The 24,120-nt window shown below is 62.2% G+C and carries 17 protein-coding genes; 8 read left to right on the top strand and 9 right to left on the bottom strand.

Going from position 1 to position 24,120, the window contains the following annotated elements; translation table 11 throughout:
• Positions 1 to 43: 43 nt before the first annotated feature.
• Entirely contained in the window at positions 44 to 376 is a 333-nt protein-coding gene (gene hspQ, locus AC1DK3_RS17910) for a heat shock protein HspQ (protein ID WP_477193605.1), read from the top strand.
• 76 nt (positions 377 to 452) lie between these two features.
• Here the strand turns inward: hspQ and AC1DK3_RS17905 are convergent, their stop codons facing one another.
• On the bottom strand, positions 453 to 1,325 hold the full coding sequence (locus AC1DK3_RS17905) for an invasion associated locus B family protein (RefSeq protein ID WP_477193604.1): 873 nt from the start codon (positions 1,323 to 1,325) through the stop codon (positions 453 to 455).
• Positions 1,326 to 1,671: 346 nt separating this feature from the next.
• Between AC1DK3_RS17905 and AC1DK3_RS17900 the strand changes: the two genes are divergently transcribed.
• Both AC1DK3_RS17900 and AC1DK3_RS17895 read left to right on the top strand, forming a co-directional pair.
• Positions 1,672 to 3,462 (top strand): extracellular solute-binding protein, encoded by a 1,791-nt coding sequence (locus AC1DK3_RS17900; protein WP_477193603.1) that lies wholly within the window; start codon positions 1,672 to 1,674, stop codon positions 3,460 to 3,462.
• Positions 3,459 to 5,000 carry a class I adenylate-forming enzyme family protein gene (locus AC1DK3_RS17895; RefSeq protein WP_477193602.1) on the top strand — a complete coding sequence of 514 codons (1,542 nt, stop codon included), beginning with the start codon at positions 3,459 to 3,461 and terminating at the stop codon, positions 4,998 to 5,000. The genes AC1DK3_RS17900 and AC1DK3_RS17895 overlap by 4 nt, the downstream gene beginning before the upstream one ends.
• 6 nt (positions 5,001 to 5,006) lie before the next feature.
• Here AC1DK3_RS17895 and mfd read toward each other — a convergent pair whose 3' ends face one another.
• Both mfd and AC1DK3_RS17885 read right to left on the bottom strand, forming a co-directional pair.
• Positions 5,007 to 8,492, bottom strand: coding sequence for a transcription-repair coupling factor (gene mfd / locus AC1DK3_RS17890; RefSeq protein WP_477193601.1), 3,486 nt, complete (start codon positions 8,490 to 8,492; stop codon positions 5,007 to 5,009).
• Positions 8,493 to 8,502: 10 nt separating this feature from the next.
• Entirely contained in the window at positions 8,503 to 8,859 is a 357-nt protein-coding gene (locus AC1DK3_RS17885; protein WP_477193600.1) for an FAD assembly factor SdhE, read from the bottom strand.
• Positions 8,860 to 8,978: 119 nt separating this feature from the next.
• Here AC1DK3_RS17885 and recG point away from each other — a divergent pair, with 119 nt between their 5' ends.
• Positions 8,979 to 11,093, top strand: a complete 2,115-nt coding sequence (recG, locus tag AC1DK3_RS17880) for an ATP-dependent DNA helicase RecG (protein WP_477193599.1) — start codon at positions 8,979 to 8,981, stop codon at positions 11,091 to 11,093.
• 8 nt (positions 11,094 to 11,101) lie between these two features.
• Here recG and AC1DK3_RS17875 read toward each other — a convergent pair whose 3' ends face one another.
• The 4 genes from AC1DK3_RS17875 to glmU all read right to left on the bottom strand — a co-directional run bounded on the left by AC1DK3_RS17875 (position 11,102) and on the right by glmU (position 16,752).
• A complete protein-coding gene (locus AC1DK3_RS17875) occupies positions 11,102 to 11,926 on the bottom strand; it encodes a DUF502 domain-containing protein (protein WP_477193598.1) in 825 nt (274 codons plus the stop codon).
• A gap of 44 nt (positions 11,927 to 11,970) precedes the next feature.
• Positions 11,971 to 13,299, bottom strand: coding sequence for an SPOR domain-containing protein (locus tag AC1DK3_RS17870; RefSeq protein WP_477193597.1), 1,329 nt, complete (start codon positions 13,297 to 13,299; stop codon positions 11,971 to 11,973).
• A 128-nt stretch (positions 13,300 to 13,427) separates the two neighbouring features.
• Positions 13,428 to 15,248 (bottom strand): glutamine--fructose-6-phosphate transaminase (isomerizing), encoded by a 1,821-nt coding sequence (gene glmS, locus AC1DK3_RS17865; RefSeq protein WP_477193596.1) that lies wholly within the window; start codon positions 15,246 to 15,248, stop codon positions 13,428 to 13,430.
• A gap of 139 nt (positions 15,249 to 15,387) precedes the next feature.
• Positions 15,388 to 16,752 (bottom strand): bifunctional UDP-N-acetylglucosamine diphosphorylase/glucosamine-1-phosphate N-acetyltransferase GlmU, encoded by a 1,365-nt coding sequence (gene glmU / locus AC1DK3_RS17860; protein ID WP_477193595.1) that lies wholly within the window; start codon positions 16,750 to 16,752, stop codon positions 15,388 to 15,390.
• Between the two features lie 365 nt (positions 16,753 to 17,117).
• On the opposite strand from glmU, the gene AC1DK3_RS17855 reads away from it, so the two are divergent.
• On the top strand, positions 17,118 to 17,996 hold the full coding sequence (locus AC1DK3_RS17855) for an SPOR domain-containing protein (RefSeq protein WP_477193594.1): 879 nt from the start codon (positions 17,118 to 17,120) through the stop codon (positions 17,994 to 17,996).
• A gap of 107 nt (positions 17,997 to 18,103) precedes the next feature.
• Here the strand turns inward: AC1DK3_RS17855 and ypfJ are convergent, their stop codons facing one another.
• Entirely contained in the window at positions 18,104 to 19,057 is a 954-nt protein-coding gene (gene ypfJ, locus AC1DK3_RS17850) for a KPN_02809 family neutral zinc metallopeptidase (protein WP_477193593.1), read from the bottom strand.
• A 141-nt stretch (positions 19,058 to 19,198) separates the two neighbouring features.
• Positions 19,199 to 20,641 (bottom strand): malonyl-CoA decarboxylase domain-containing protein, encoded by a 1,443-nt coding sequence (locus tag AC1DK3_RS17845; RefSeq protein ID WP_477193592.1) that lies wholly within the window; start codon positions 20,639 to 20,641, stop codon positions 19,199 to 19,201.
• A gap of 86 nt (positions 20,642 to 20,727) precedes the next feature.
• Here AC1DK3_RS17845 and AC1DK3_RS17840 point away from each other — a divergent pair, with 86 nt between their 5' ends.
• The 3 genes from AC1DK3_RS17840 (at position 20,728) to AC1DK3_RS17830 (ending at position 24,103) form a co-directional block, all read left to right on the top strand.
• On the top strand, positions 20,728 to 21,225 hold the full coding sequence (locus tag AC1DK3_RS17840) for a hypothetical protein (RefSeq protein ID WP_477193591.1): 498 nt from the start codon (positions 20,728 to 20,730) through the stop codon (positions 21,223 to 21,225).
• 395 nt (positions 21,226 to 21,620) lie between these two features.
• Positions 21,621 to 23,069 (top strand): YcjX family GTP-binding protein, encoded by a 1,449-nt coding sequence (locus AC1DK3_RS17835; protein ID WP_477193590.1) that lies wholly within the window; start codon positions 21,621 to 21,623, stop codon positions 23,067 to 23,069.
• Positions 23,066 to 24,103, top strand: coding sequence for a YcjF family protein (locus tag AC1DK3_RS17830; RefSeq protein ID WP_477193589.1), 1,038 nt, complete (start codon positions 23,066 to 23,068; stop codon positions 24,101 to 24,103). Before AC1DK3_RS17835 ends, AC1DK3_RS17830 begins: the two co-directional genes overlap by 4 nt.
• Positions 24,104 to 24,120: the final 17 nt, after the last annotated feature.

Here is a 24,120-nt window from a genome sequence, read left to right as displayed (position 1 = left end):
TGGACTTGCGTCGCGAACCGGGCCGCCACACATTAAAAATGCCATGAACGATATCAAACACGCCAAGTTCGCGATCGGCCAAGTGGTCCGGCATCGACTCTATCCATTTCGCGGGCTGATCTTCGATATCGATCCGGAGTTTGCAAACACCGAGGAGTGGTGGCTATCCATCCCCGAGGAAGTCAGGCCTCGGAAAGATCAGCCCTACTATCATCTCTATGCAGAAAACGCCGAGACGACCTATCTCGCATACGTCTCGGAACAGAACCTGCTGCTGGACGACAATGCGGCGCCCCTCCGTCACCCCGATATCGGTGAGCGTTTCCTCAAGGACGGCAATGGCGGCTATCGCCTTCGTCCCGGCTCAACGAACTAGATCAGCAAAACGCCGATAAAAAAACCGCCCCGGATTTGTCATCCGGAGCGGCGTAAAACTTGAAAACCAGAAGACCTTACTGCTTCGGCTTGGCAGCTGCCGCAGCCGGCGCCTTCGTCGAGCTGGTTGTGGTCGGAGGAGCGCCCGGCCCATCGAGCGGCAGGTTCTTCAGCTGGTCTTCCTTCCACTTCTCGGCCATCTGCGCCTGGCGCTGACGGATCTGCTGCATCAGCTGGCTGCGAGCCTCGGCATACTTCTTGTTGTCGACCGGAGGTCCAGCGGCGGCTTCATTGTAGCCGTCGAGAGGAACCGGGAAGCCGATCGGCTGTGCTGCGGCGTTCATCGCCAGCACCATCAGTCCGCCGCCCTTCGACATCTGGGCGAGGATATCGGGCGTAGCTTCCGTTTCGGCCGTGCACCCAGCCGGATGGCAAAGCGCATAATGAAGTTCGATGGGCTTCAATGCCTTCTCATCGATCTTTTCATTCTTGGACGCAGCCGCCCACTGTTCTTTCGTGTAGATCGCAGCGCGGACGCCCGGAGGGATCGCCATCCCGAGCGGCACCATGATCATCAGCGATTTCTTGTCGGAGCCTTCGACTTCGCGAATAGCTGCCGAAACGAGAACCATTCCGGTATTGCCGTCGAGACGCTCATGGTGCGTGAGGCAGAGAGACTTCTCTTCCTTCACTTCCTTGCCGTCTGCGCCCTTCTTTTCGATAGGCGCTTTCTCGCAAAGTTTCACCCAGGCGCTCTTGGGAGAAGCAGCCGCCGCTCCGTTGACCGCAGGCGCTCCTGCCGCCGGGGCAGCAGCAGCCGGCTGAGCCTTTTTCGGTGCAGCCGGTTTTGCTGCATCTTGGGCCCAAGCGGGCGCAGCGGACATCACCGCCGCAACCGCTACGGCCGATACGAGCGCCCTGCCGCCCGCGCGCAATAGTGCGTTTGCCATCAACCTAAAAATCCTCGCTTTATTCGTTGTGCCGGCCTCACCGGCGCCTACCCCTAAGTTCATCGCCGTGCGTCAAAAGCTCGCCACCAAGCCTGCGCAGACCCGGCACTGTACTGCCGATCCGGCGCCGAGTAAGGCTCGGATTACGGCAATCACGTGACCGCGGTCCAGCACAATTGGGGGCCGCAGCTCGCTATCGGCCATCGTTGCTCGTCGGCCACTGCGACAAGCTGGACAGCCCCCGCTCGGCCCCGTTAGAAGACCTGAAGTCGCGCTGTCCGTTAGCGCCACACTGCCGGGATTATCGCGTAGTAACAAGCCGGTGAAAGCATTTCAGGTACCGGCAATGTCCTTCGGGAAGTTTATCCTCATTTTCTGGGTAGTGTTGACGGCGAGCCTACCGGCCGTGGCCGCTCCGCAGACCTCAATCGCACTTCATGGCGCCCCGGCACTCGGTGATGGCTTCACGGCCTTTCCCTACGTGAACCCGCAGGCCCCGAAGGGCGGCACTCTGACCCTGGGCGTGCTGGGCTCCTACGAGAGCGTGAACCCGCTCATCGTGCAGGGAACGCCCGCGTCAGGCATCCGGGAATTCGTCGTCGAAGCGCTGATGGCGCGCAGCCTCGACGAACCGTTCACGCTCTACGGCCTCTTGGCCGATTCAATCGATGTCGCCGCCGACCGCAAATCCGTGACATTCACGATCAATCCCGCGGCGCGCTTTTCCGACCGTCAGCCGGTCACCCCGGAAGACGTCGTCAAATCGTTCGCGTTGCTCAAAGAAAAAGGCCGCCCGAACCACCGCACCTATTTCGCAAAAGTCACCGCTGCCGAGAAAGTCGGCGAGCGCGGCGTCAAGTTCACGTTTCAAGATGCAACCGACCGCGAGCTGCCGCTGATCCTCGGCCTGATGCCGGTTTTCGCTGCCCGCGACATGACGCCGGAACAATTCGAAACCGCCGGGATGAAACCGCTCCTCGGCTCCGGCCCCTATACGGTTTCAAACATCGACGCGGGAAGATCGATCAGCTATCGCCGCGATCCGGACTATTGGGGCAAAAACCTTCCCGTCAATCGCGGCCGCTTCAATTTCGACGATATCCGCTTCGACTATTTCCGCGACGCATCCGTCATGTTCGAAACCTTCAAGTCCGGCAACATCGATCTGAGGCTCGAAGACGATCCAGGCCGTTGGGCTGGCGGCTACGACATCCCGCCGGTCCATGACGGCCGCATCGTCAAAGCGGAATTTGACATCGGCCTCCCGGCCGGCATGACGGCATTCGTCTTCAACACGCGCCGCCCGATCTTTGCCGACCAGCGCGTGCGCCGCGCCCTGATGATGCTCTTCGACTTCGAATGGAGCAATCGGGTCCTTTACAACGGCCTGTTCAAGCGCACCGAGAGCTATTTCGAACGTTCATATCTGGCGTCGACCGGCCACCCGGCGGACGCACGAGAACGTGCACTGCTCGCACCCTTCCCGGACGCCGTCCGGCCGGAATTCATGGAGGGCACGTACCGGTTTCCGGTGAGCGACGGCAGCGGCCAAAACCGGCCGAACCAGAAGGCGGCTTTTGCGCTGCTGACGGAAGCCGGCCTGGTTCTCAAGGATGGCCGCCTGATCGACCCCAAGACCGGCAAGCAACTCGCGTTCGAAATTCTCGCAAACAGCAACGCGCAGGAAGCCCTGCTGCTGAGCTACGCGCGCAGTCTCGCGCCCCTCGGCATCGCGGYCCGGGTGCGCGTCGTCGACAGCGCCCAATACCAACAGCGCCTGTCGAGCTTCGATTTCGACATGATCCAGAATTCGTGGCCGTCGTCGCTTTCGCCTGGCAACGAACAGCTGTTCCGATGGTCAGCCAAGACGGCGGATTCCAAAGGCTCCTATAATTTCGCGGGCGTCCGCAACCCCGCAGCCGACGCCATGATCGAGAGCATGCTGGCGGCCGAGAGCGAGACTGATTTCGTATCGTCGGTCCGCGCGCTCGATCGCGTGCTGCTCTCAGGTGACTACGTCGTTCCCTTGTTTTATACGCCACGGCAGTGGGTCGCCTACTGGGCGCGTCTCAAGCATCCGGATAAGACGCCGATCTTCGGATATGCCGTCGACACGTGGTGGATCGAGGGAAAATGACAGCGAGCTCCAGCAATTCGTTCAACATGGCGAAATACGCCATTGGCGGAGCGGCGCATGAAACGCCGTCAAAAACAGCTCTGCTCGTCTACGATACCTGCAAGCCTGAAAGCCCATTGGAGACGTGGTCGTTCGCAGAGATTGAGGATGCCGTCCTTCGTCTCTCCGGCGGACTGGCCGCCCGCGGATTGAAGCCCGGCGCAAGAGTTGCGATCCGCCTCGGAAATTCGAGCCAATCGGCACTTCTGTTCTTCGCGGCGATTGCCGGCGGCTTCGTCGCGTTGCCGCTTTCCGATCAGTTGACGCCCCCCGAACTCAAGGCACTCCTCGAGGATAGCGGCGCCTCGGCAATCGCGACCTTCGAACCTTTTGCGGCCGGCTTCGCACCCGGCGTCATGGAATTCTCACCCGAAGATATCGCGTCTTTCATCCGCAGGTCCGAGCGCGCCGATTACGCGGCGACCAATGCGGACGATCCGGCCTTCCTAATCTATACGTCGGGCACGACCGCGAAGCCCAAAGGCGTTCTGCACGCCCATCGCTCGGCCAGGGGACGCAGTCCCATGTATCAAGGTTGGTTCGGCATCACCGCTGACGACCGGATGCTCCACGCCGGCGCGTTCAACTGGACGTTCACGCTCGGCGTTGGTCTGACCGACCCATGGGCGAATGGCGCAACAGCCATCGTTTGCACCGGAGAGAAATCACCCGAGCTTTGGCCGGCTATCATCGCGGCAACGGGAGCGACCCTGTTCGCGGCCGTTCCCGGCGTATTCCGTCAGATATTGAAATACGCGCGGCCGACACCCGGCTCACTCGGCAAATTGCGCCACGGATTGATGGGTGGCGAAACACCGCCGCCAGGCCTCGTCGAAGACTGGGGCAGCGCAACGGGCCTGCCGCTCTACGAAGCGCTCGGCATGAGCGAAATCTCGACCTACATTTCGACAGGTCCCGATGTTCCCTATCGTCCGGGAACCGTCGGCAAGCCTCAACCCGGACGTCGCGTCGCGATCATCCCAGCCGACGAAGCGAACGGAAGCGAGCCGCTGCCTCCGGGACAGGAAGGCCTCATCGCCGTCCACCGTTCCGATCCGGGCATGATGCTTGGCTATTGGAACCGTCCGGACGAAGAGGCTGAAGTGTACCGCGGAGAGTGGTTTGTCGGCGGCGATCTGGGCTCCCTCGACGCCGATGGCTACATCACGCACCTCGGCCGCGTGAATGAGCTGATGAACGCGGGCGGTTATCGCGTCTCGCCACTCGAAATCGAATCCGCGCTCGCACCATGCCCCGGCGTCGCCGAAGTCGCCTGCACGGAAATCCGCGTCAAAAGCGGCGTATCGATCATCGGCGCCTTCGTGGTTCCGAGCGAAGGAGCACCGAAGAACGCGGCCGCGGTCAAGGCATTCGCCAGCGAACACCTCGCCGCCTACAAGGTGCCGCGCGAAATCGTTTTCGTAGATCGGCTGCCGCGGACGCCCAACGGCAAGATACAGCGCAAAGCCCTCGCCGCACTCATCGCGACAAACCCCTGATCGCGCTTAAGCCGCCTTCTTCGTTTTCGCCGCGATGTCTGCGAACTGCTGAACGACCGCTCTCACGCCCTTCAGACGCATCTCCGGCAAATCCCAATCGGAGCGATAGACCAGGCGCTGATCCGGCTGAACCTTGAGCGCGCCGCGCGAATTCTGCACGAATGCGATGAGCCCTTCCGGGTTCGCGAATTTCGCTTTGTGCAACGTAATGACGGCGCCCTTCGGTCCCGCATCGACCTTCGCGATGCCGGCCATGCGGCAAAGGCCCTTGATCTCCATGACGTCCAGAAGATGCTCGACCTCTGGCGGCAGCGGACCGAAGCGGTCGACAAGCTCCGCCGCGAAGGCATCGATCTCGGACCGCTTCTCTAGACTCGACAGCCGCCGGTAAAGGCCGAGCCGAAGCTGCAGATCCGTAACGTAAGGCTCCGGGATCATGATCGACGTGCCGAGCTGGATCTCCGGGCTCCACTTGTCGTCGGCTTCGAGATCGCCGCCCTTCATTGCTGAAACGGCCTCTTCCAGCATCGACTGGTAGAGTTCGAAACCGACCTCCTTGATGTGGCCCGACTGCTCTTCGCCGAGAAGATTGCCGCCGCCCCGAATATCGAGATCGTGCGAAGCAAGCGAGAAACCCGCACCCAGCGTATCGAGCGACTGCAGAACCTTGAGGCGCTTTTCCGCGCCTTCGGTGATCTTCTGTCCCGGCGGCGTCGTGATGTAGGCATAAGCCCGCGTCTTCGACCGGCCGACGCGGCCGCGCAGCTGATAGAGCTGCGCTAAGCCGAACATATCGGCCCGGTGAACAATAAGCGTGTTCGCATTCGGCACATCGAGGCCGGACTCGACGATCGCCGTCGACAGCAGGATGTCGTACTTGCCCTCGTAGAACGCCGTCATCACGTCCTCGAGTTCCGTCGGCGTCATCTGCCCCGTCGCGCGCGCGAAGACGAGATCGGGCACGGCCTCGCGCAAGAACTCGGACATCTCATCGAGATCGGAAATCCGCGGCGCCACGTAATACGTCTGCCCGCCACGGAAACGTTCGCGCCGCAGCGCTTCTTTCAGAATGACCGGATCAAACGGCGAGATGAATGTCCGCACCGCCAAGCGGTCGACCGGTGGCGTGGTGATCAGCGAAAGCTCGYGCACGCCCGTCAACGCAAGCTGCAGCGTGCGCGGGATCGGAGTCGCCGAGAGCGTCAGCACGTGCACGTCTTCGCGCATCTTCTTCAGGCGCTCTTTGTGATTGACGCCGAAGTGCTGTTCTTCGTCGATGATCAGAAGACCGAGCCGCGCGAACTCGATCGATTTTCCGAGCAAAGCATGCGTGCCGACGACGATATCGATATCGCCCGATTTCACGCCGGCTTTCACCTCGGCCAGTTCTTTGGTCCCAACCATGCGCGACGCCTGCGCGATTTTCACAGGTAGACCCTGGAACCGCTGCGTGAACGTGCGGAAATGTTGCCGCGCAAGGAGCGTCGTCGGAACGACGAGGGCGACCTGTAGACCGTTCATTGCCGCAACGAATGCCGCGCGAAGGGCGACTTCCGTTTTGCCGAAGCCGACGTCACCGCAGACGAGCCGGTCCATCGGCTTGCCCGACGCGAGATCGCCGAGCACCGCGTCGATGCTGGCTGCCTGATCCTCCGTCTCCTCATACGGAAACCGCGCGACGAATTCGTCGTAAGCGCCGGTCGGCGGAACGAGCACGGGAGCTTCCCGCAACGCCCGAAGCGCCGCGATCTTGATGAGTTCGTTCGCTATCTCGCGAAGACGTTTCTTGAGCTTCGCCTTGCGTGTCTGCCAGCCCACGCCACCGAGGCGATCGAGCTGCGCATCCCCTTCGTCGGCGCCATAACGCGTCAGCAGCTCGATGTTTTCGACCGGCAGAAACAGCTTGTCGCCGCCGGCGTACTGCAGCTCGAGGCAGTCATGCGGAGCGCCGAGCGCCGTGATCGTCTGCAAGCCCGCGAACCGGCCGATGCCGTGATCGCTGTGAACGACGAGATCGCCGACGGAAAGGCTCGTCGCTTCCGTCAGAACGTCCGCCGCCTTGCGCGCGCGACGGCGTTGGCGCACCAGCCGGTCGCCCAGAATGTCCTGTTCGGCGACGACCGCGAAATCGGGCGTCTCGAAACCTTCCTCGATGCCGAACACCGCGAACGCCGTGTTGCCCGGCGGCAGCGCCAGAACTTCCTCGAAGTTCTCGACTTTCACGGCGTTCTCGAGACCATGATCCTCGAGGAGCGTGATCAGGCGCTCGCGCGCCCCCGGCGTCCAGGCCGCAAGAATGACCCTGCGGTTTTCCGCATGAACACGCCGGATATGCGCAACCGCCGCATCGAAGACGTTGGCGTCGGGATTGGCGCGTTCGGCCGCGAACGTTCGGCCGCGCTTTCCGTGCATCGAATAGACGTTCGTCGCGCCGGGATCGTCGAAGGGCGTCAGACGCGAGACCGTTCGCGAGCCAAGTGCGGCCGCCCAATCCTTGGCGTCGAGAAACATCTGGTCGGGCGGCACGGGCTTGTAGGGCGGCGCTCCGAAGCGCTGGCCCTCGAGTGAATCGACGCGCGCCTCGTAGTGCTCGCGGATCTGCTCAAACCGCCTTTCGATCGCTTCGTCGTCCAGATGGTCGAAGCTGACGCCGACGCCCGGCAGATAATCGAAGAGCGTCTCGAGGCTCGGATGAAAGAACGGCAGCCAGTGCTCCTGGCCGACGTAACGCCGGCCGCTACTGACCGCTTCATAAAGCGGATCATCGCCCGTATTGCCGCCGAAGAGCGCGACGTAACGCGTCCGGAACAACGCCGTCGCCGCTTCCCCGAAGGCGACTTCGCTGACCGGCATCAGCGAAAATTTCGGAACCGCCTTCAGCGAGCGCTGCGTCTCGGCATCGAACGCCTTGATGGACTCGAGCGTATCGCCGAAGAAATCGAGACGGATGGGATTGCTCCGCCCAGGCGGATAAAGATCGATGATGCCGCCGCGCTGCGCATATTCGCCGGGCTCCATGACCGTGCTCGACCGGTCGTAGCCGTAAGATTCGAGGCGCTTGATGAGATCGGCAGGATCGAGCCTCGTCGCCGGCGCGATCGTCTTTACGGCGCCACGGATGAAGCTGCGCGGTGGAAGGCGCTGTAAAATCGCATTGATGGTCGTCAGCACCAGCGTCGGCTTTTTACGCCCGCCGACGGCAAGCCGGCCGAGCGCCGTGATCCGCTTCGACACGATTTCCGGATTGGGGCTCGTCCGGTCATAGGGAACGGTGTCCCACGACGGAAACGGCACGATCGCGATGTCGGGGGCAAAAAAGGCTACCGCCGCTTGAAGCTCATCGAGCCGGCGGTCGTCGCGGGCGATATGGAGGTGCAGACCCGGCTGGTCGCCGCTGCGCGCAGCCTTCGTGATATCGGCAACGACGCGGCCGTCAAAACCTTCCGGAACACCCGTAAACACGGCGCGAGAATTTTGCACTTTTGTTGTCATCTAATGCGTCTTATCTCGTCTCTGCCGTAAGACCATGGAAGGCCCGAATATCGTTCAGCAGGTCCTCGAATTCGATGCCGCTGTAACCCTGGCCGGAGAAGATCCACTGCTGGAGTGAGGGATCGGGAATTGTCATGAAACGCTCGAAGCGCTCGATCTGTTCAAGAGTATAGGAGCGAAGCCGGCCATCGGCATAGCGCCCGACCAGCACGTCCATTTCCTTGGTGCCGCGGTGGTGAGCGCGATAAGACGCACGCCGCCTCTTCGCCTCGAGATCGTCCGTCATATGAAGTCCGGGTTGCATGGCAATGGTAAAAGCGTCGGCAGCAGCTTGACTGAGCGCCGGCCGGCCGTCACGGTGCGCCATTCGCGAAGGGTTCCTATACCGCCCACTGCTCCCCGCGCCTAGCGCACCCGGCGATGCTTATTGCCGCGACCAACGGTAGCGGCCCCGCGACACCTGCCAACGGCGAGCCTAATTCTACGATGCGACCAGCCTTTCTCAATCCGCTTTTCGCGTCGGCGCAAACCCTGGCCGGGATCGGCCCGCGCCTCATTCTGCTTTTGAAAAAATGCTTGGCGCTGCCGCCGGGCGTTTCCGAGCCCCGTGTCGTCGATGTGCTGTGGCACATGCCGACCGGCGTGATTGACCGGCGCAGCCAGCCCCAGCTCGCAGCCGCCGTTCCCGGAACCATCGTCACGCTTGAACTGAGAGTGCTGAAACACAAGCCCTCGCCGCGAGGCAACACCAAGGCCCCGTACAAGGTCACGTGCGAAGACGACACGGGCCGCATCGACCTCATCTTCTTCCACGCCGAGCATAAATTCATCGAGCGTCAGCTGCCCGAAGGCGAAATCCGCTACGTCTCAGGCCGCATCGAACGCTACGGCGAGCGGCTTCAGATGTCGCATCCCGATTACATCGTCTCGCCCGAAGCCCGCCACGAGATGCCGTTGCTGGAGCCCGTCTATCCGCTGACAGCTGGGCTCTCCGGAAAGATCGCGCTCAAAGCCGCGCGCCAGGCCGTCGAACGCGTCCCTGAACTTCCCGAATGGCAGGAGACCAGTTGGCTCGAAGCGCGCTACTGGCCGAAATTCAACGAAGCGGTCGTGCGCGTCCATCGGCCGGCCGACGCGCAAGACGTCTCGAACGGCGCCATGTTTTGGCAACGCCTCGCCTATGACGAACTCCTCGCCGGTCAGCTCGCGTTCGCACTCGTACGGCGAAACCTGAAGACGGAACGCGGACGGCGCCTGTCGGGCAACGGGAAAATCCGCGCGATGATCACGGCCGCACTCCCGTTTTCGCTAACCGGATCGCAAACGGGCGCGCTCGCCGAAATCACCGACGACCTCGGAGCCGCCCACCGGATGTTGCGTCTGCTCCAGGGCGACGTCGGCTCCGGCAAGACCGTGGTCGCGTTGATGACGATGGCCGTCGCCGTTGAGGCCGGAGCGCAAGCCGCGTTGATGGCTCCTACCGAAGTGCTTGCCCGCCAGCATATCGAGACGATCGCACCGCTTGCCGACGCGGCAGGCCTCAGGATCGCCCTGCTCACCGGGCGCGAAAAAGGCAAAGCCCGCGACGCCGTGATATCGCGTCTCGCGACGGGCGAGATCGACATCCTGATCGGAACGCACGCGCTCTTTCAAGCGGACGTGCAGTTCAAGGATCTCGCCGTCGCCGTGATCGACGAGCAGCATCGTTTCGGCGTTCACCAGCGCATGGCGCTGCAATCGAAGGGATCGAACGGCGACACCAACGTCCTCGTCATGACCGCAACGCCCATTCCGCGTACGCTTTTGATGACGCACTACGGCGACCTCGACGTATCGAAGCTCACCGAAAAACCCGCCGGCCGCAAACCCGTCGTAACCAAGGCCGTACCGCTGGAATTGCTGGAACGCCTGATCGATCGCGTTCGCGTCCAGCTCGAAGAAGGCGCGCAGGTTTATTGGGTCTGCCCGCTGATCGAAACGTCCGAGATTTCGGATCTCGCCGCCGCCGAAGAACGGTTCGCATATCTCCGCCAGATCTTCGGCGAAAGCGTCGGCCTTTTGCACGGAGGACTGACGGGCAAGGAGAAGGACGAGACGATGTCGGCATTCGCCGCCGGCAACCTGAGAATTCTCGTCGCGACGACCGTCATCGAAGTCGGCGTCAACGTTCCGAATGCCAACATCATGGTAATCGAGCACGCCGAGCGTTTCGGCTTGGCCCAGCTTCACCAGCTGCGCGGCCGCGTCGGCCGAGGCACGCGGGAATCGTTCTGCATGCTGCTCTTCAAAGCGCCGCTCGGTGAAACCGCCGAAGCGCGACTGAAGATGATGGAAGAGACCGAGGACGGCTTCAAGATCGCCGAGAAGGATCTCGAGCTTCGCGGCGGCGGCGAAATTCTGGGCGCGCGCCAGAGTGGCGCGCCGGGCTTCCGGATTGCAGAGGTCCCCGGCCGTGAGGCGTTGCTGGAAGCCGCCCGCGATGACGCCGAACTCATTCTTCAGAAAGATCCGAACCTCGTTTCGCCGCGCGGTCAGGCGCTCAGAACGCTGCTCTATCTCTTCGAATGCGATGAAGCGGTTCGCCTGTTTCGCGCAGCCTAGTTAGAAGGCTAAGCAGCAGGCTTGTCGCTGCCCAAACGGAAACGCGACGCTTTCTTCTCCGCCGCCGCAAGCCGTTTCATTTTCTCGGCGACGTCCGGCATGACGATGCCGCCCGAGAGCACGATCTTCGCTGCTTCCTCCACGGTCATCGATAGAAACACCACGTTCGACCGCGGCACAAAGCAAATGAACCCGGTCGGCGGCACGATGCCGGTCGGCATGAATACGGTCAGAAGATCCTCAATTCCGCCCGGCTTCGCATCCTTGATCTCGCCCGTCGTCTCGCCCGTGACGAACACGAGACTCCAGATTTCCTTCGACGGGAATTCGATCATCCCGACCTTTTGGAAACTCGAATTCGGGCCCGTCGTCGAGATGACGCTCTCGAAAATCTGCTTCAGCGCCCCGTAGACGTTGCGAACGATTGGCGTGCGCGACATCATGAGCTCGCCCGAGGAGACGAGCGTCCGCCCGAGCAGGTTGGCGGCAAGCGCGCCGATCAGCGTCAGCCCGACGATGGCGATGACGAGACCAAGCCCCGGCAACGGAAAAGGCAGGTACGTATCGGGATTGAACGTCGTCGGCAGCAGCGGCTTGATCCAGGCGTCGATCCAATGGATGACGCCCCACATGATCCAAAGCGTGATCGTGACGGGGCCGACGATGACGAGACCGGTCAGAAAAGCGTTGCGGATCCGCGATCCGAGCCGCCATCCCGTTTTGCCGTCATCGCTAGCGAGCCGCTTGAGCCCAGCAGTCAGCTGTGCATCCGTCTTCGCGTCGGCGGCCGGGGAACCCCGAGGGCCGGGATCGTAACCAGACGGTGGGGCCATTCTCTCCTACTCGAGCTGATAGCCCGATGGAGACCGGGCGAGCCTCAGTTTGTCACGACCAGACAATCAAGGCCACTGCTTCGGAGTTTGTTGCAGAGACCGCGCGGCTCTTCCTGCGAAGCATAGCCCCCGATCCGCACGCGATAAAACGTCCCCATGCTGCCGATGACGGCCTCATCGACGGTCGGCACGTGATTGGAAAGATCGGGGCCATGCTGGGCGATGAGGTTCTGCGCCAACGCCTCGGCGTCTGCGCGCGACCTGAGAGCAGCGATATGAATCTTATACTTGCCCTTCGTCGCGACGGGCTTTGGGTTGGTCTCGGCTGCGAGCGCTATTTTCGTGGGCTTTGCGGTAGCCCCCGGCGCGACAACGGTCGCGTTGCTCCAACTAGAAGTCTCCGGCGCGGATGCGGCTGTGGATGCCGTTGTGACGGAGTTGCTAGCCTCAGGAGGCGCAGCGGAGGACGACGATCCGCCTCCAAACATGTTGGAGAAAAAGCCCGTGACGTTGCCGGGTATGGCGCTGACCGTCTGCCCGAACGAAGACCCGCTAGATGGCGGTGCCGGGCTTGCGTCTCCACCGTATCCGGACGGCGACGCAACAGATTGAAGGCTCGAACTCTCTCCCGCTGCGGTAGCACGAGCGCGCGCCGCATCCTGCGCGGCCTCGCTGGCGGCGTCCTGCCGCGTAATCGTCGCCGACGTGCCGTCTCCGGAGCTCGCACCACCCTGGCTGCCGGCCGCTTCGGCAATAGCCGCCGCGGAAAGCCCGGCCGACCCGGCATTGGGCCCCGGCGCCGGATTTGCAACGACCTTGGCGCCCGTAGCGCCGGCTGCCGGTTGTGCGGCGGAGATAACGCGCTGATCCGGCGTGCTGCCCGTGTCTTCGAGGCCCGCCATGCGATAGGCCTCCGAGCGCTCCGCAATCGCCGATTTCTGATCGCTCGGGCTGAGCCCGTTCTTCAACCAGATCGCGCTTGTGAGGTCTGAAATAGCGAGGCCGGGCTTGTTATCTCGTTTGTAGGCAAGGCCGCGGGTGTAAAGGGCTTTCGCCATTTCTGAGGCCGAAAGCACGCCCGCCTTGACGGCAATCGTCAGCTGGCCAATCGCATTTTGGTGACGGCCGGCAGCATATTCCTTGAGCCCGGCATCGTAAGCCTTTTTCGCAGCCGCAATAGCCACGGCCTTCTGTTCGGCGTCACTGTCGCCGCCACCGCTTTGGCCAGCTTTCGGCCCCTGCGTCGCCTGGCTTGCGGACTTTGCCTTGGCAGCTTCGCCCGCGGATGGCCAGCCGGCGAGGCCGCCGGCAAACACGCACGTCACGATGGCAGCGAGCGCCACCGGGCGCGCCAACACGTGGAACTGCGTCATTGTACGTACCTTCCCCAATGGTCACGTTCTAGATTGCGCAACCTCCCCTCAAGGTATTGCAATCATTTGAACGAGGCAAATTGTGGGCCCCCGCCCTCTTATACCGGTATACCGGCTTTTTTAGCCGGTTATTCCACCGTAACGGACTTCGCCAGATTTCGCGGCTGATCGACGTCCGTACCCATCAATACCGCCGTCTGGTAGGCGATGAGCTGAGTCGGCACAGCATAAATCATTGGCGCAACAAAAGTGTCGACGCTCGGCATTTGGATGTGGGCAGCGAGTTTACAACCAGCTTTTTCAGGCGCCGCATTGGAAATCAGGATCACCTGACCCCCACGAGCCGCTACCTCCTGCAGATTGGACACTGTCTTCTCGAAGAGGTCGTCCTCGGGAGCGACCACGACGACCGGCACGGTTTCATCGATCAGCGCGATCGGACCGTGCTTCAGCTCGCCGGCGGCGTAGCCCTCGGCATGTATATACGAGATCTCCTTGAGCTTCAGCGCGCCCTCGAGTGCGATCGGGAAACTCGAACCGCGGCCCAGATAGAGAACGTCACGGGCCTTGGCGAGTTCGTGCGCAACAGCGATGAAAGGCTCATCGTTCTTCAAAATCGAAGCGATGTGGCGGGGCACCTCCATCAACGATTTGACGAGCGCCATTTCCTGTTCGACCGTGATCTTGTCACGCGCCCGGGCGATTGCGATCGCCAAGCAGGCGAGCACGGCAAGCTGGCACGTGAATGCCTTCGTCGAAGCGACCCCGATTTCCGGCCCCGCCAGCGTCGGCAGCGCCGTGTGCGATTCACGCGCAATCGTCGAGGTGCGAACGTTGACGATGGAAGCGATGCGTTGGTCATTGGCCTTCGCATAGCGAAGCGTCGCCAGCGTATCGGCCGTTTCCCCTGACTGCGAGACGAACACCGCGAGACCGTGCTCGGGCAACGGCGTTTCGCGGTAACGCATTTCCGACGCGACATCGATGTCGACCGGCAAACGCGCGTAACGCTCGATCCAGTATTTGGCGACGAGCCCGGCATAATAAGCCGTACCGCACGCCGATATCGTAACGCGGCTGATTTTCGAGAGATCGACGCCCAAATCCGGAAAACGCACGCGCGCCGTCGTCATATCGAGGTAGTTCGCGAGCGTGTGCGAAATGACTTCCGGCTGCTCGTGAATTTCCTTCGCCATGAAGTGGCGGTAGTTGCCCTTATCGATCAAAAGAGCGCTCGCTACGGCTTTGACGAGCGGGCGCTCCACGCGCTCACCGTCCAGATTGAAGATCTCGGCGCCCGAGCGGTGCAGAACCGCCCAATCGCCCTCTTCAAGATAAGTGATAGCGTCCGTGAAAGGTGCAAGCGCGATGGCGTCGGAACCGAGGTACATCTCGCCCGAGCCGTGGCCAATGGCGAGCGGCGAACCCTTGCGGGCCGCAATCATCAAATCGTCCTCGCCCGCGAAAATGATGCCGAGCGCAAAGGCGCCCTCCAGATGCTGCAGGGCATTGCGAACGGCAGCTACTGGCTCCGCACCCTGATCCATTTCGTCCGTGATCAGGTGGACGACGGCTTCGGTGTCCGTATCGGTCTCGAATTTGTGTCCCTTGGCCTCGAGACGCGCCCTGAGCTCGCGGAAATTCTCGATGATGCCGTTATGCACGACCGAGACCTTCGCCGTCATATGCGGATGCGCATTGCGCTCCGTCGGACGGCCGTGCGTCGCCCAGCGCGTATGGCCGATGCCGGTGCGGCCCGCGAGCGGCGCCGAGATCAACCGCTTTTCCAAGTTCCGTAGCTTGCCCTCGGCGCGGCGGCGATCGATCGCGCCGCCCTCGACCGTCGCGATGCCCGCCGAATCATAGCCCCGGTATTCGAGCCTCCGCAGGGCATCGACCAGATTGGTCGAAACCGATGATTTTCCGAGAATTCCTACGATCCCGCACATTGGATCGGCTCCCCCAAAGAAGGTTCCCCCAAATCGAACGATGGGGGCGGTTAACAATCATCTCAAGTCACAGAGTGTTTCAGACGAACGCACTCTTTGTGTCCTGTCGCTCTCGGCAAAGTCCCGGCGTGGTTAATTATCATTTTTTTTGAGCGGCTTTTCGGCGAGACATCACCGCCCGGAATTTCTCGGCCCACCCCGGCCTTTCTTCTTGCGCGCTCCGTTCGATCGCCAGAGCCCCCGGGCTGACGTCCTTGGTAATGACGCTTCCCGAACCGATATAAGCGCCCGCGCCGATTTTAAGGGGCGCGACGAGCGACGTATTTGAACCGATGAAGGCCCCGTCGCCGATCTCGGTTTTCTCTTTGTTGTATCCGTCATAATTGCAGAAGATCGTGCCCGCGCCGATGTTTGCGCCAGCCCCCACGCTCCCGTCGCCCAGATAGGAGAGGTGGTTGGCCTTCGCGCCCTCGCCGAGAGTCACATTCTTGACCTCGACGAAATTGCCGATGTGAGCGTTCGCCCCGATCCGGGCACCGGGCCGGAAGCGGGCGAACGGTCCGATTCGCGCACCCTTCCCGATCGTCGCGCCTTCGATGTGGCAAAAACCTAGAATCTGAACGCCCTCTTCCACCGTCACGCCCGCGGCAAAGATCACGTTGGGCTCGATCGACACATCGGACGCGATTCGCGTGTCGAAATTCAACCAGACAGTCTCCGGCGCGATCATCGTGACGCCATCGCGCATGAATGCCGAACGGGCGCGCGCCTGCCAAATGCCTTCCGCGACAGCCAGTTGTTCCCGCGTATTGACGCCGAGAACATCGCTCTCGTCGCACTCGACGACCGTCGCTTTGAGCCCCTGCTGACGCGCGATCTCGATCGCGTCGGTCAGATAGTATTCGCCCTTTGCGTTGGCGCTGCCGATCCGCGACAGAAGTTCGGAGAGCCGCGGAACCCGGAATGCCATGACGCCCGAATTGCAGAGACCGATGGCCCGCTCGGTTTCGGTCGCGTCCTGTTCCTCGCGTATCCCCGTCAGCGCGCCATGATCATCGATCAGAAGCCGGCCGTAACCCGTTGGATCTTTTGGCCTGAAACCGAGAACGGCAATGTTCGCGCCCGAATCGAGGGCAGCACGAAGCCGCTCGATGACCTCGCCCCGGACGAGCGGCGTATCGGCGAAGAGAACGACGACATCGCCGCCATCCTGCTCATCGAGAGCGGGCTTCGCGGCGAGCACCGCGTCCGCGGTCCCGAGCTGGGCCGCTTGCTCGAACATCCGCGCGCCGGGAACCACCCGCACCGCTTCCGTTCCGACCGCATCCATTTGAGACCCAGCGACGACGGCGATCTTGCCGCCCTCGATGCGCGATGCCGTCGTCAAGACATGCGCGAGCATCGACTGCCCGGCAACTTTGTGAAGCACCTTCGGCAGGGACGACTTCATGCGCGTGCCCTTGCCCGCAGCTAACACGACGAAGAGACAGAGCCGGACACTCATGGAAAACCTTGCTTTGTCATTGCAATGAGCCGAAGGGCGAGCGCTGACGCCGTGCGCTCCCCCGATTGCCCATCATGCCATACCGCCAGCGATCCATCCGGAGCAAGTACTGCTCGAAGTATCGATTTGCTCGCCCGCGACAGGGCGCCTCAAGCATCTTTGCCGATAGCCCTTTGCCCAAGAGTTCCCGAAGGATAGGTGGCTCGCGGCAAGTCTGCATTCGTCCACAGGTTCTAGCGCCGAACGCACTCGCTGGCATTGCGGCAATCGCACACCGGACCCAACCTCATCCACACGGTGAAAACGATTCGGGGCAAACGGACCGCCATGCGGACCGGCCCCTAAGGCATCAGGACGACAGACCAATGACCAAGACTGCAAGCGACAAGCCGATGCGCAGGAACACCGGTGCCACGCCATATGCAGCTATATGGTTCACTCTGGGGGCCGCCGGCCTCGGCTATCTCTGCATAGCGTTTCTCGCGCCGCACATACTCCCCGACTTTTCGGGTGGCCGCGTCGCGGAGCGCATGCTGGGCGAAACGCAAGTGATGAAGGTGTCGGCCGACGTCGAGGGCCTCAAGTCATCGCTGGAAAGACTTCAGATTGAGGTCGACAGCGTCAAGGCGAACGCCGCTGCTCATCAGACGCAAACGGATCAGCTGAGCGCGCACCTCGCCGCGCTTGACGAGAAGGTTCGCGGCCAAGACACGGCGAAGACGGCGTCCGCCGCTCCGCTGCCACCACCGACGCCCGACGTGCCGGACTTCGCCTCGGGCGCTTCACAAGCGCAAGCTGCACCCAGCGGACCACCCGCGACCAAAGTCATCAACGCCGCTCCCAAGGTCGGGCCGCAAGTTGGGCCGCCAGTCGCTCAGCCAGTCGGCGCGCCGATCGTGACGGGCAGCATCTCGAAGGGCACGCAGACGGCGAACGCGGGTGATGCGATCAGCTTTGGCCCAGCCGTCGTAAAGCCGGCGCCGAAACCGATCGGAATTCAGATCGCAACGGATTCCTCCGTTGACGGCCTGCGGATTACCTGGAGCACGCTTGCTCAGGTACACGCGGAGCAACTGGGCACTCTGAGCCCGCGCTATGCCGACCTCGGAACAGCAGCGAACCCGAGCTTTGGATTGATTGCAGGCCCGATCAAATCGAAGGCCGATGCGAAGAAACTCTGCAAGGAACTCGCGGCCCAATCGATCAGCTGCAAGATCAGCGACTTCAAGGGCGCCGAACTATAAGAGCCGCTCGATGACGGACGGGATTGCGATCCGTAATCCCGTCCTCCGGCTCATTCATTTGTGCACGCGCCAGTCAGAGCACTCTTCAGCGAGACCGGCGCTAGCTCTCACGGACTGGACGTATTGAAGGTGTCGCAGGCATCCATCTTGCCGGTTTCCAAACCAGCTTTGAACCAGCGAACGCGTTGCGCGGCCGAGCCGTGCGTAAACGCATCCGGGACGACACGGCCCGTCATCTTCTTTTGAATCATATCGTCGCCGATCTGCGATGCCGCGTTGAGCGCGTCTTCCACGTCGCCCGGCTGCAGGCGCTTCTTCATCTGATCGTTGAGATTGGCCCAGACGCCCGCAAGGCAATCCGCCTGTAGCTCGGTCCGAACCTGAATCTGGTTGGCGGTCGCTTCGTCGTCGGCCCGCTCTTTGAGCTTTTGAACCTGATCGAGTATCCCGAGCTGCTTTTGCACGTGATGGCCGACCTCGTGCGCGATAACGTAGGCCTGCGCAAAATCTCCGCTGACGTTGAACTTCCGCTTCAGCTCGTCATAGAACGCGAGATCGATGTAAACCTTCTGATCGAGTGGGCAATAAAACGGCCCCATCGCCGCTTGCCCTGCGCCGCAGGCGGTGCGGGTAATGCCCGTATAGAGAACCATCGGCGGATCCGGATAATCCCGCCCGAAGCTCTTGAAGACCGAAGTCCAAACATCCTCGGTATCGGCAAGCACGCGTTTGACGAACACCGCTTCCTGGTCATTGCCGGCCGCCTGCTTCTGCGGCGAACCCGGAAGCCCTGGAATGTCGGAAGGCGAACGAGACGGCCGATCCGAATGCGGCATCTGCGGCATGCCGATCTGGCCATTGGTGCCAAGCAGAACGTCGAGCGGATTGATGCCGAACAACAGCATGACAGCGCCGATGATCAGCAACGTCGTGATGCTGAAACCACCCTTGCCCCCGAGAGGAATTTGAATGCCCCCACCCGGAAATTGAAAACCGCCGCCGCCTTGACCGCGCCGATCCTCTACGTTGCTGCTTTCACGGTCGTCCTGATCGTAGCGCATGTCAGCCTCAAAAAATGACGAAGCATTGCGGTTGGAGGCGCACAGCCTCAACCGGTGCGCGAGCCGCAATCCCAAGCCGCATACTGCACGCGCGAGAGGCCTTTACAAGGTTCGTGTAGAGCCGATCCGAAACGATATCCGCTACGGCTTGGTTTCCTCCGGACGGCCCTTTTTTGTCTTCCCCGTACCAGGTAACGCGAGAAGATCCGGCATCGTCGAAAGCCCCTTGGGCTTGGCCGCCGGTTTCAATTGGGAACGAACGATGCGGGATGCGGCCACCGTGCCGTCATAAGCGTACGCCTCGTGATTGCGTTCGATCTCGGCCAGATCGTACCGGTAGTTGACCATCAGACCGTGCGCCTCGCGGAGCCCCTTCTCGGACGGGTCCGCCAGCCAGTTCAACCGCTCGAGCCGCGCGCCGTTGCCAAGATGAAAGCGCGCGACCTGATCGACCGGCCGATCGTCGCTCGACCGGGCGACAAGAAAATAATGCGCCGCAAGGCCCATCAGCGCCGACTTGAGCTCGTCCGTTCCGGGTGCGTCTTTCGCCGTCTCCTCGACCCAACGCGGGTCGCGCAACCGCGATAGAGCCTGCCGGTCGGCGGCCGAGATCGGCACGTCGCTGCCGCTCGCGAGCGCCCGGTCGGCCCAGCGCGCGAAGCTTGGAACCGGAGAAAGCGTGACGAACGTCTTGAGGCTCGCCACGTCCCGCGCGAGATCCTCGACCACCTGTTTCAAGAGGAAGTTGCCGAACGAAATGCCTTTAAGGCCGTCCTGGCAGTTGGAAATCGAATAGAAGACCGCGGTCGTCGGCGGCGCATCGTCCTCCGAGCGGCGCCCGTCGAGCACGGTCGCGATGGCGTCCGGCATCTCGCGCATCAAGGCGACTTCGACGAAGATCAACGGTTCGTCGACGAGCGCCGGATGGAAAAAGGCGAAGCAGCGCCGATCCTTGGGATCGAGACGGCGGCGCAAATCATCCCAACCGCGGATCTCGTGCACCGCCTCGTATTCGATGATCTTCTCGAGAATAGCCGCCGGCGTCTGCCAGTCGATGCGGCGAAGAACGAGGAAGCCGCGGTTGAACCACGACGTCAAAAGCCTTTCGAGGTCGGCATCGACGGCCGCGAGCGCGTCGTCCGACTTGATGTGGCGAACGAGATCGCTGCGCAGCGCGACGATTTCCGCTGTCGCTCCAGCCGCTAAATTCAAGCGGCGGAAAAATTCGAGCCGCGGGCTGTACGAAGCCTTCTGCAGCTTGGCGAGCGTCTTGTCTGACGGGTAATCGAGATAGGCCCTGGCGGCATCCGCCACCTGCGCGGGATTGGGTTGTAGATCGTCAGCGAGAAACCGGAAGAACTGCAGCCGTTCCTCGCTCGTTGCTTTCTTGAGCTGATTGAGAAGCTGGCGAGCAATCGCCACGCCGGAAGCTTCACCCCGTCCCGACATCAGCGCCCGCGACAGAACCTCGATCGATTCTCCGCCGGCCTCGCCGAACAGCGCTTTCGGCAGCAGCGCACGCCCCTGCTCGGCGACTGCCGCCATCAATTCTTGAAAGAAAGAAACGTTCACGCGTTCTGCCATGGCTGGGGAGGGCTCCTGGATCGTTAACGTTTGCTTAACCGTATCGAACGAGCATCCCGTCGTTACTTGTATAGGGCATTTTCATTATGGCTGATCGCTTTTCAACCGCCTGGCCGGCGTCGAGCCTCGACTCGGCGAAGAACGACACCGGGCGGGTCGCATTCTGCGGGCCCTATGTCCTTTCCGCTATCACGGGCTTCGGCATCTCCAAGATCGAGGACGTCATTCGCGAAGGCCGCGAGTTGCCGCCGCACCGCAAACCTGTCGTCAAAGGAACCTACGCCGACGAGGTCGAAGCTGCCCTTTCCTATTTCGGCTACCGCATGGAGCTGAAGGAAAGCCACATGCATCGCGCCCGCAAGGAACGCCCGACGCTCTGGACCTGGATGCAAAAGCCGCGGAACGCCTGGGCCTACTACATCCTGGCGATCCATAAGGGCAAAGAAGGGCACTGGATCCTCGTGAAGGGCGTAAAGATGTGCGACACCTTCACCGAAGGCAAATGGACGTTCGTCGTCGACGGCCCGCATCGCGGCTGCCGCATCATGGAAATTTTCGAAGTCCGAAAAGCCCACGACGCCTGAGCCCGGGCAGCCTCCAAAACGGGCAGCAACGCATCCTCTCGCCGTCGGTCAGATCATCGCGCGGCGAATGAACGTTGGCTGAACTCCTGCTTCACGGCCTATTCAATCCCAGAGCCTATTCTAGGTCCCAACACGCGTTGTGAACCAGACTAAGGGAGAGAGGACCGTGGCCGAGTTTCTTCGATCGAGCGCCATCATGCTGATGGCCGTCGTTGTACTGGCGGCAGGCGTCGCCGTCGTTTTTTACGGTTGAGCCTTTGCAGATGAGCGGCTTTCACGGATTAGCCGCTCCACGCCGCCGGGCACGGCTCTGAAGCGCCTTGTCGACGCCCGCAAGTTACGCCACTTAAAGGGGGCTTTCCGCTCCCTTTCTCTTGGCTCATGCGCGGCTCCACTTGGCAGACATCTCCTATTCCGAACTTCTGAAAGACGCGCAGGCGCGTTTCGCCGATTACCTGACGCCGTCGGTGCGTCTGGGCGTGACCGGACTGTCGCGCGCCGGCAAGACGGTTTTCATCACCGCTCTCGTTCGCAATCTCGTTGCGGGAGGACGCCTGCCGTTCTTTGCGCCCGACGCCGAGCGCCGCATCGTCCGCGCCTACCTCGAACCACAGCCCGACGACAGCGTTCCCCGCTTCGACTACGAAGCCCACCTCGCTGATCTCTTGTCCTCTCCGCCATCATGGCCCGAGAGCACGAAGCGCATTTCGGAATTGCGCGTCACCATCGAATATCGCTCGGCTTACGCCCTGAAGCGCGCCATCGGACTTTCGAAGCTGCACGTGGACATCGTCGATTATCCCGGCGAATGGCTGATCGACTTGCCGCTCCTCGAGCAGGATTACCGGGCATTTTCGAATGAAGCACTGGGCTTCGCCAGCGCGCCGTCGCGCGCCGAATTCGCGAAACCCTTTCTCGGTTTTCTCGCCGGCACCGACCCCGCCGCAGCGGAAGACGAGCAGATCGCCATGACCGGCGCCAAGCTCTTCACCGCCTACTTGCGGGCTACGCGCGGCAGCGGCGCGCAATCGACGCTCGCACCCGGCCGCTTCCTGCTGCCCGGCGAATTGGAAGGATCTCCTCTTCTTACGTTCTTTCCGATGCCGCTCGCGTCGGACGAGCGCCTGCCACGCGGATCGCTCGCGGCGATGATGGCGCGCCGCTTCGAAAGCTATAAGTCGTCCGTCGTCAAACCGTTCTTCAACGATCACTTCGCGCGCCTCGACCGCCAGATCGTGCTGATCGACGTTCTGACCGCGCTTCACCGTGGCGCCGAAGCGGTGGGCGATCTCGATCACGCCATGACCGACATCCTGAAAGCCTTCCGGCCCGGCGCCAACTCGTGGCTCTCGATGTTTCTTGGACGCAAGATTGATCGCGTGCTGTTTGCTGCGACGAAGGCCGATCATCTTCCAGCATCGAGCCACGACCGCCTCGAAGCCCTCCTGAAAGCAATCGTCGACGACGCCGTTACGCGCGCCCAAACCGAAGGCGCCGGCGTTCACGCTTTAGCGCTCTCGGCGCTGCGTGCGACGCGCGAGGCGACGGCCAAACAAGGCGGGGAAATTCTGCCCTGCCTTCGTGGCACGCCGATCAAAGGTGAGCGGATCGGCGGCGTCACCTTCGATGGCGTCAAGGAAGTAGCGATTTTTCCCGGCGACCTCCCGGCCGATCCGGCAGCCGCCCTCAACGCGGCGCGCCACGCGAAATCTGCGTCCCTCGAACTTGTCCGCTTTGCCCCGCCCAAGCTGGTCGACACGCTTTCCGATGGCAAGCCGACCGCGTTTCCGCATATCAGATTGGACCGCGCGCTCGATTTCCTGATTTCGGATTATCTCGCATGACATTCGAGAACGATCAGCCGCCGCCGAGAAAGCCCCGCGTCTTTCCGCTCGACGACATCGCCGACGAACCGGAACTCGACGACGCCGTCTCCGGCGGCGGCGCGGTCACATCCAGGCGCGCCTCCGTTCCCGCCCGGCGCCTGACGGTGAGTGATATCAACCGCGGCTTCCGTTTCGGCAGCATTCTCTTTTCCGCGATGGCGGCCCTCGCGTCATTGGCCGCAGGCGTGTGGTTCACGCGGTTCGTCTCGATCGCGCTCGAACGACAGGACTGGGTCGGCTGGGTCGCTTTTGGGTTGATGACGATCATCGCCCTGGCGCTGCTCGGCATCGTATTGCGCGAGCTCCTGGGTTTCCGCCGGCTGGCGCGGCTGGCGAAACTCCGCGCACTCGTCCGCGACACCATTGCGAAACCCAACCTCCCGGGCGAGCGCAAGGCCGTCGCCGCTCTTCTCGCTCACTACCGCGGCCGCCCGGATCTGGCCTGGGGCTTGGCGCGCGTAAAGGACCATACCGGCGACGTGCTCGAACCGGGCGAGTTGCTGCGTCTGGCAGACCGCGAACTTCTCCGCCCCATTGATGGCGAAAGCCGGCGTGTCATCCTGAAATCAGCGAAGCGCGTGGCGACCGTCACCGCGCTCTCCCCGATCATGTGGATCGCCATGGGCTTCGTCCTCGTCGAGAACGTGCGGATGTTCCGCACGCTCGCCGGGCTCTACGGCGGCCGGCCGGGCGTCCTCGGTGCGCTACGTCTCGCCCGCCTCGTCGTCGGCCACATCATCGTGACCGGCGGCATCGCGATGACCGACGATCTTCTTGGCCAGTTCGTCGGCCAGGACGTATTGCGGAGACTATCGCGGCGCCTTGGAGAAGGCGCGTTCAACGGCGCATTGACCTCCCGCCTCGGCGTCGTCGCCGTCGAGGTGATCCGGCCTCTTCCCTATCTCGATGCCGAACCGCTGCGGGTCCGCGAAATCTTCAATGAGCTGCTGCGATCGCTGCGCGGCTCCGAAAAGTCTGAGAAACAAGTCTGAGAAGCAAGTCTGAGAAG

This window comes from Hyphomicrobium sp. 01T421 (assembly GCF_056398805.1).
The sequence above is the reverse complement of the archived record's forward strand: the minus strand, read 5'-3'. Positions and strand labels throughout refer to the sequence as shown.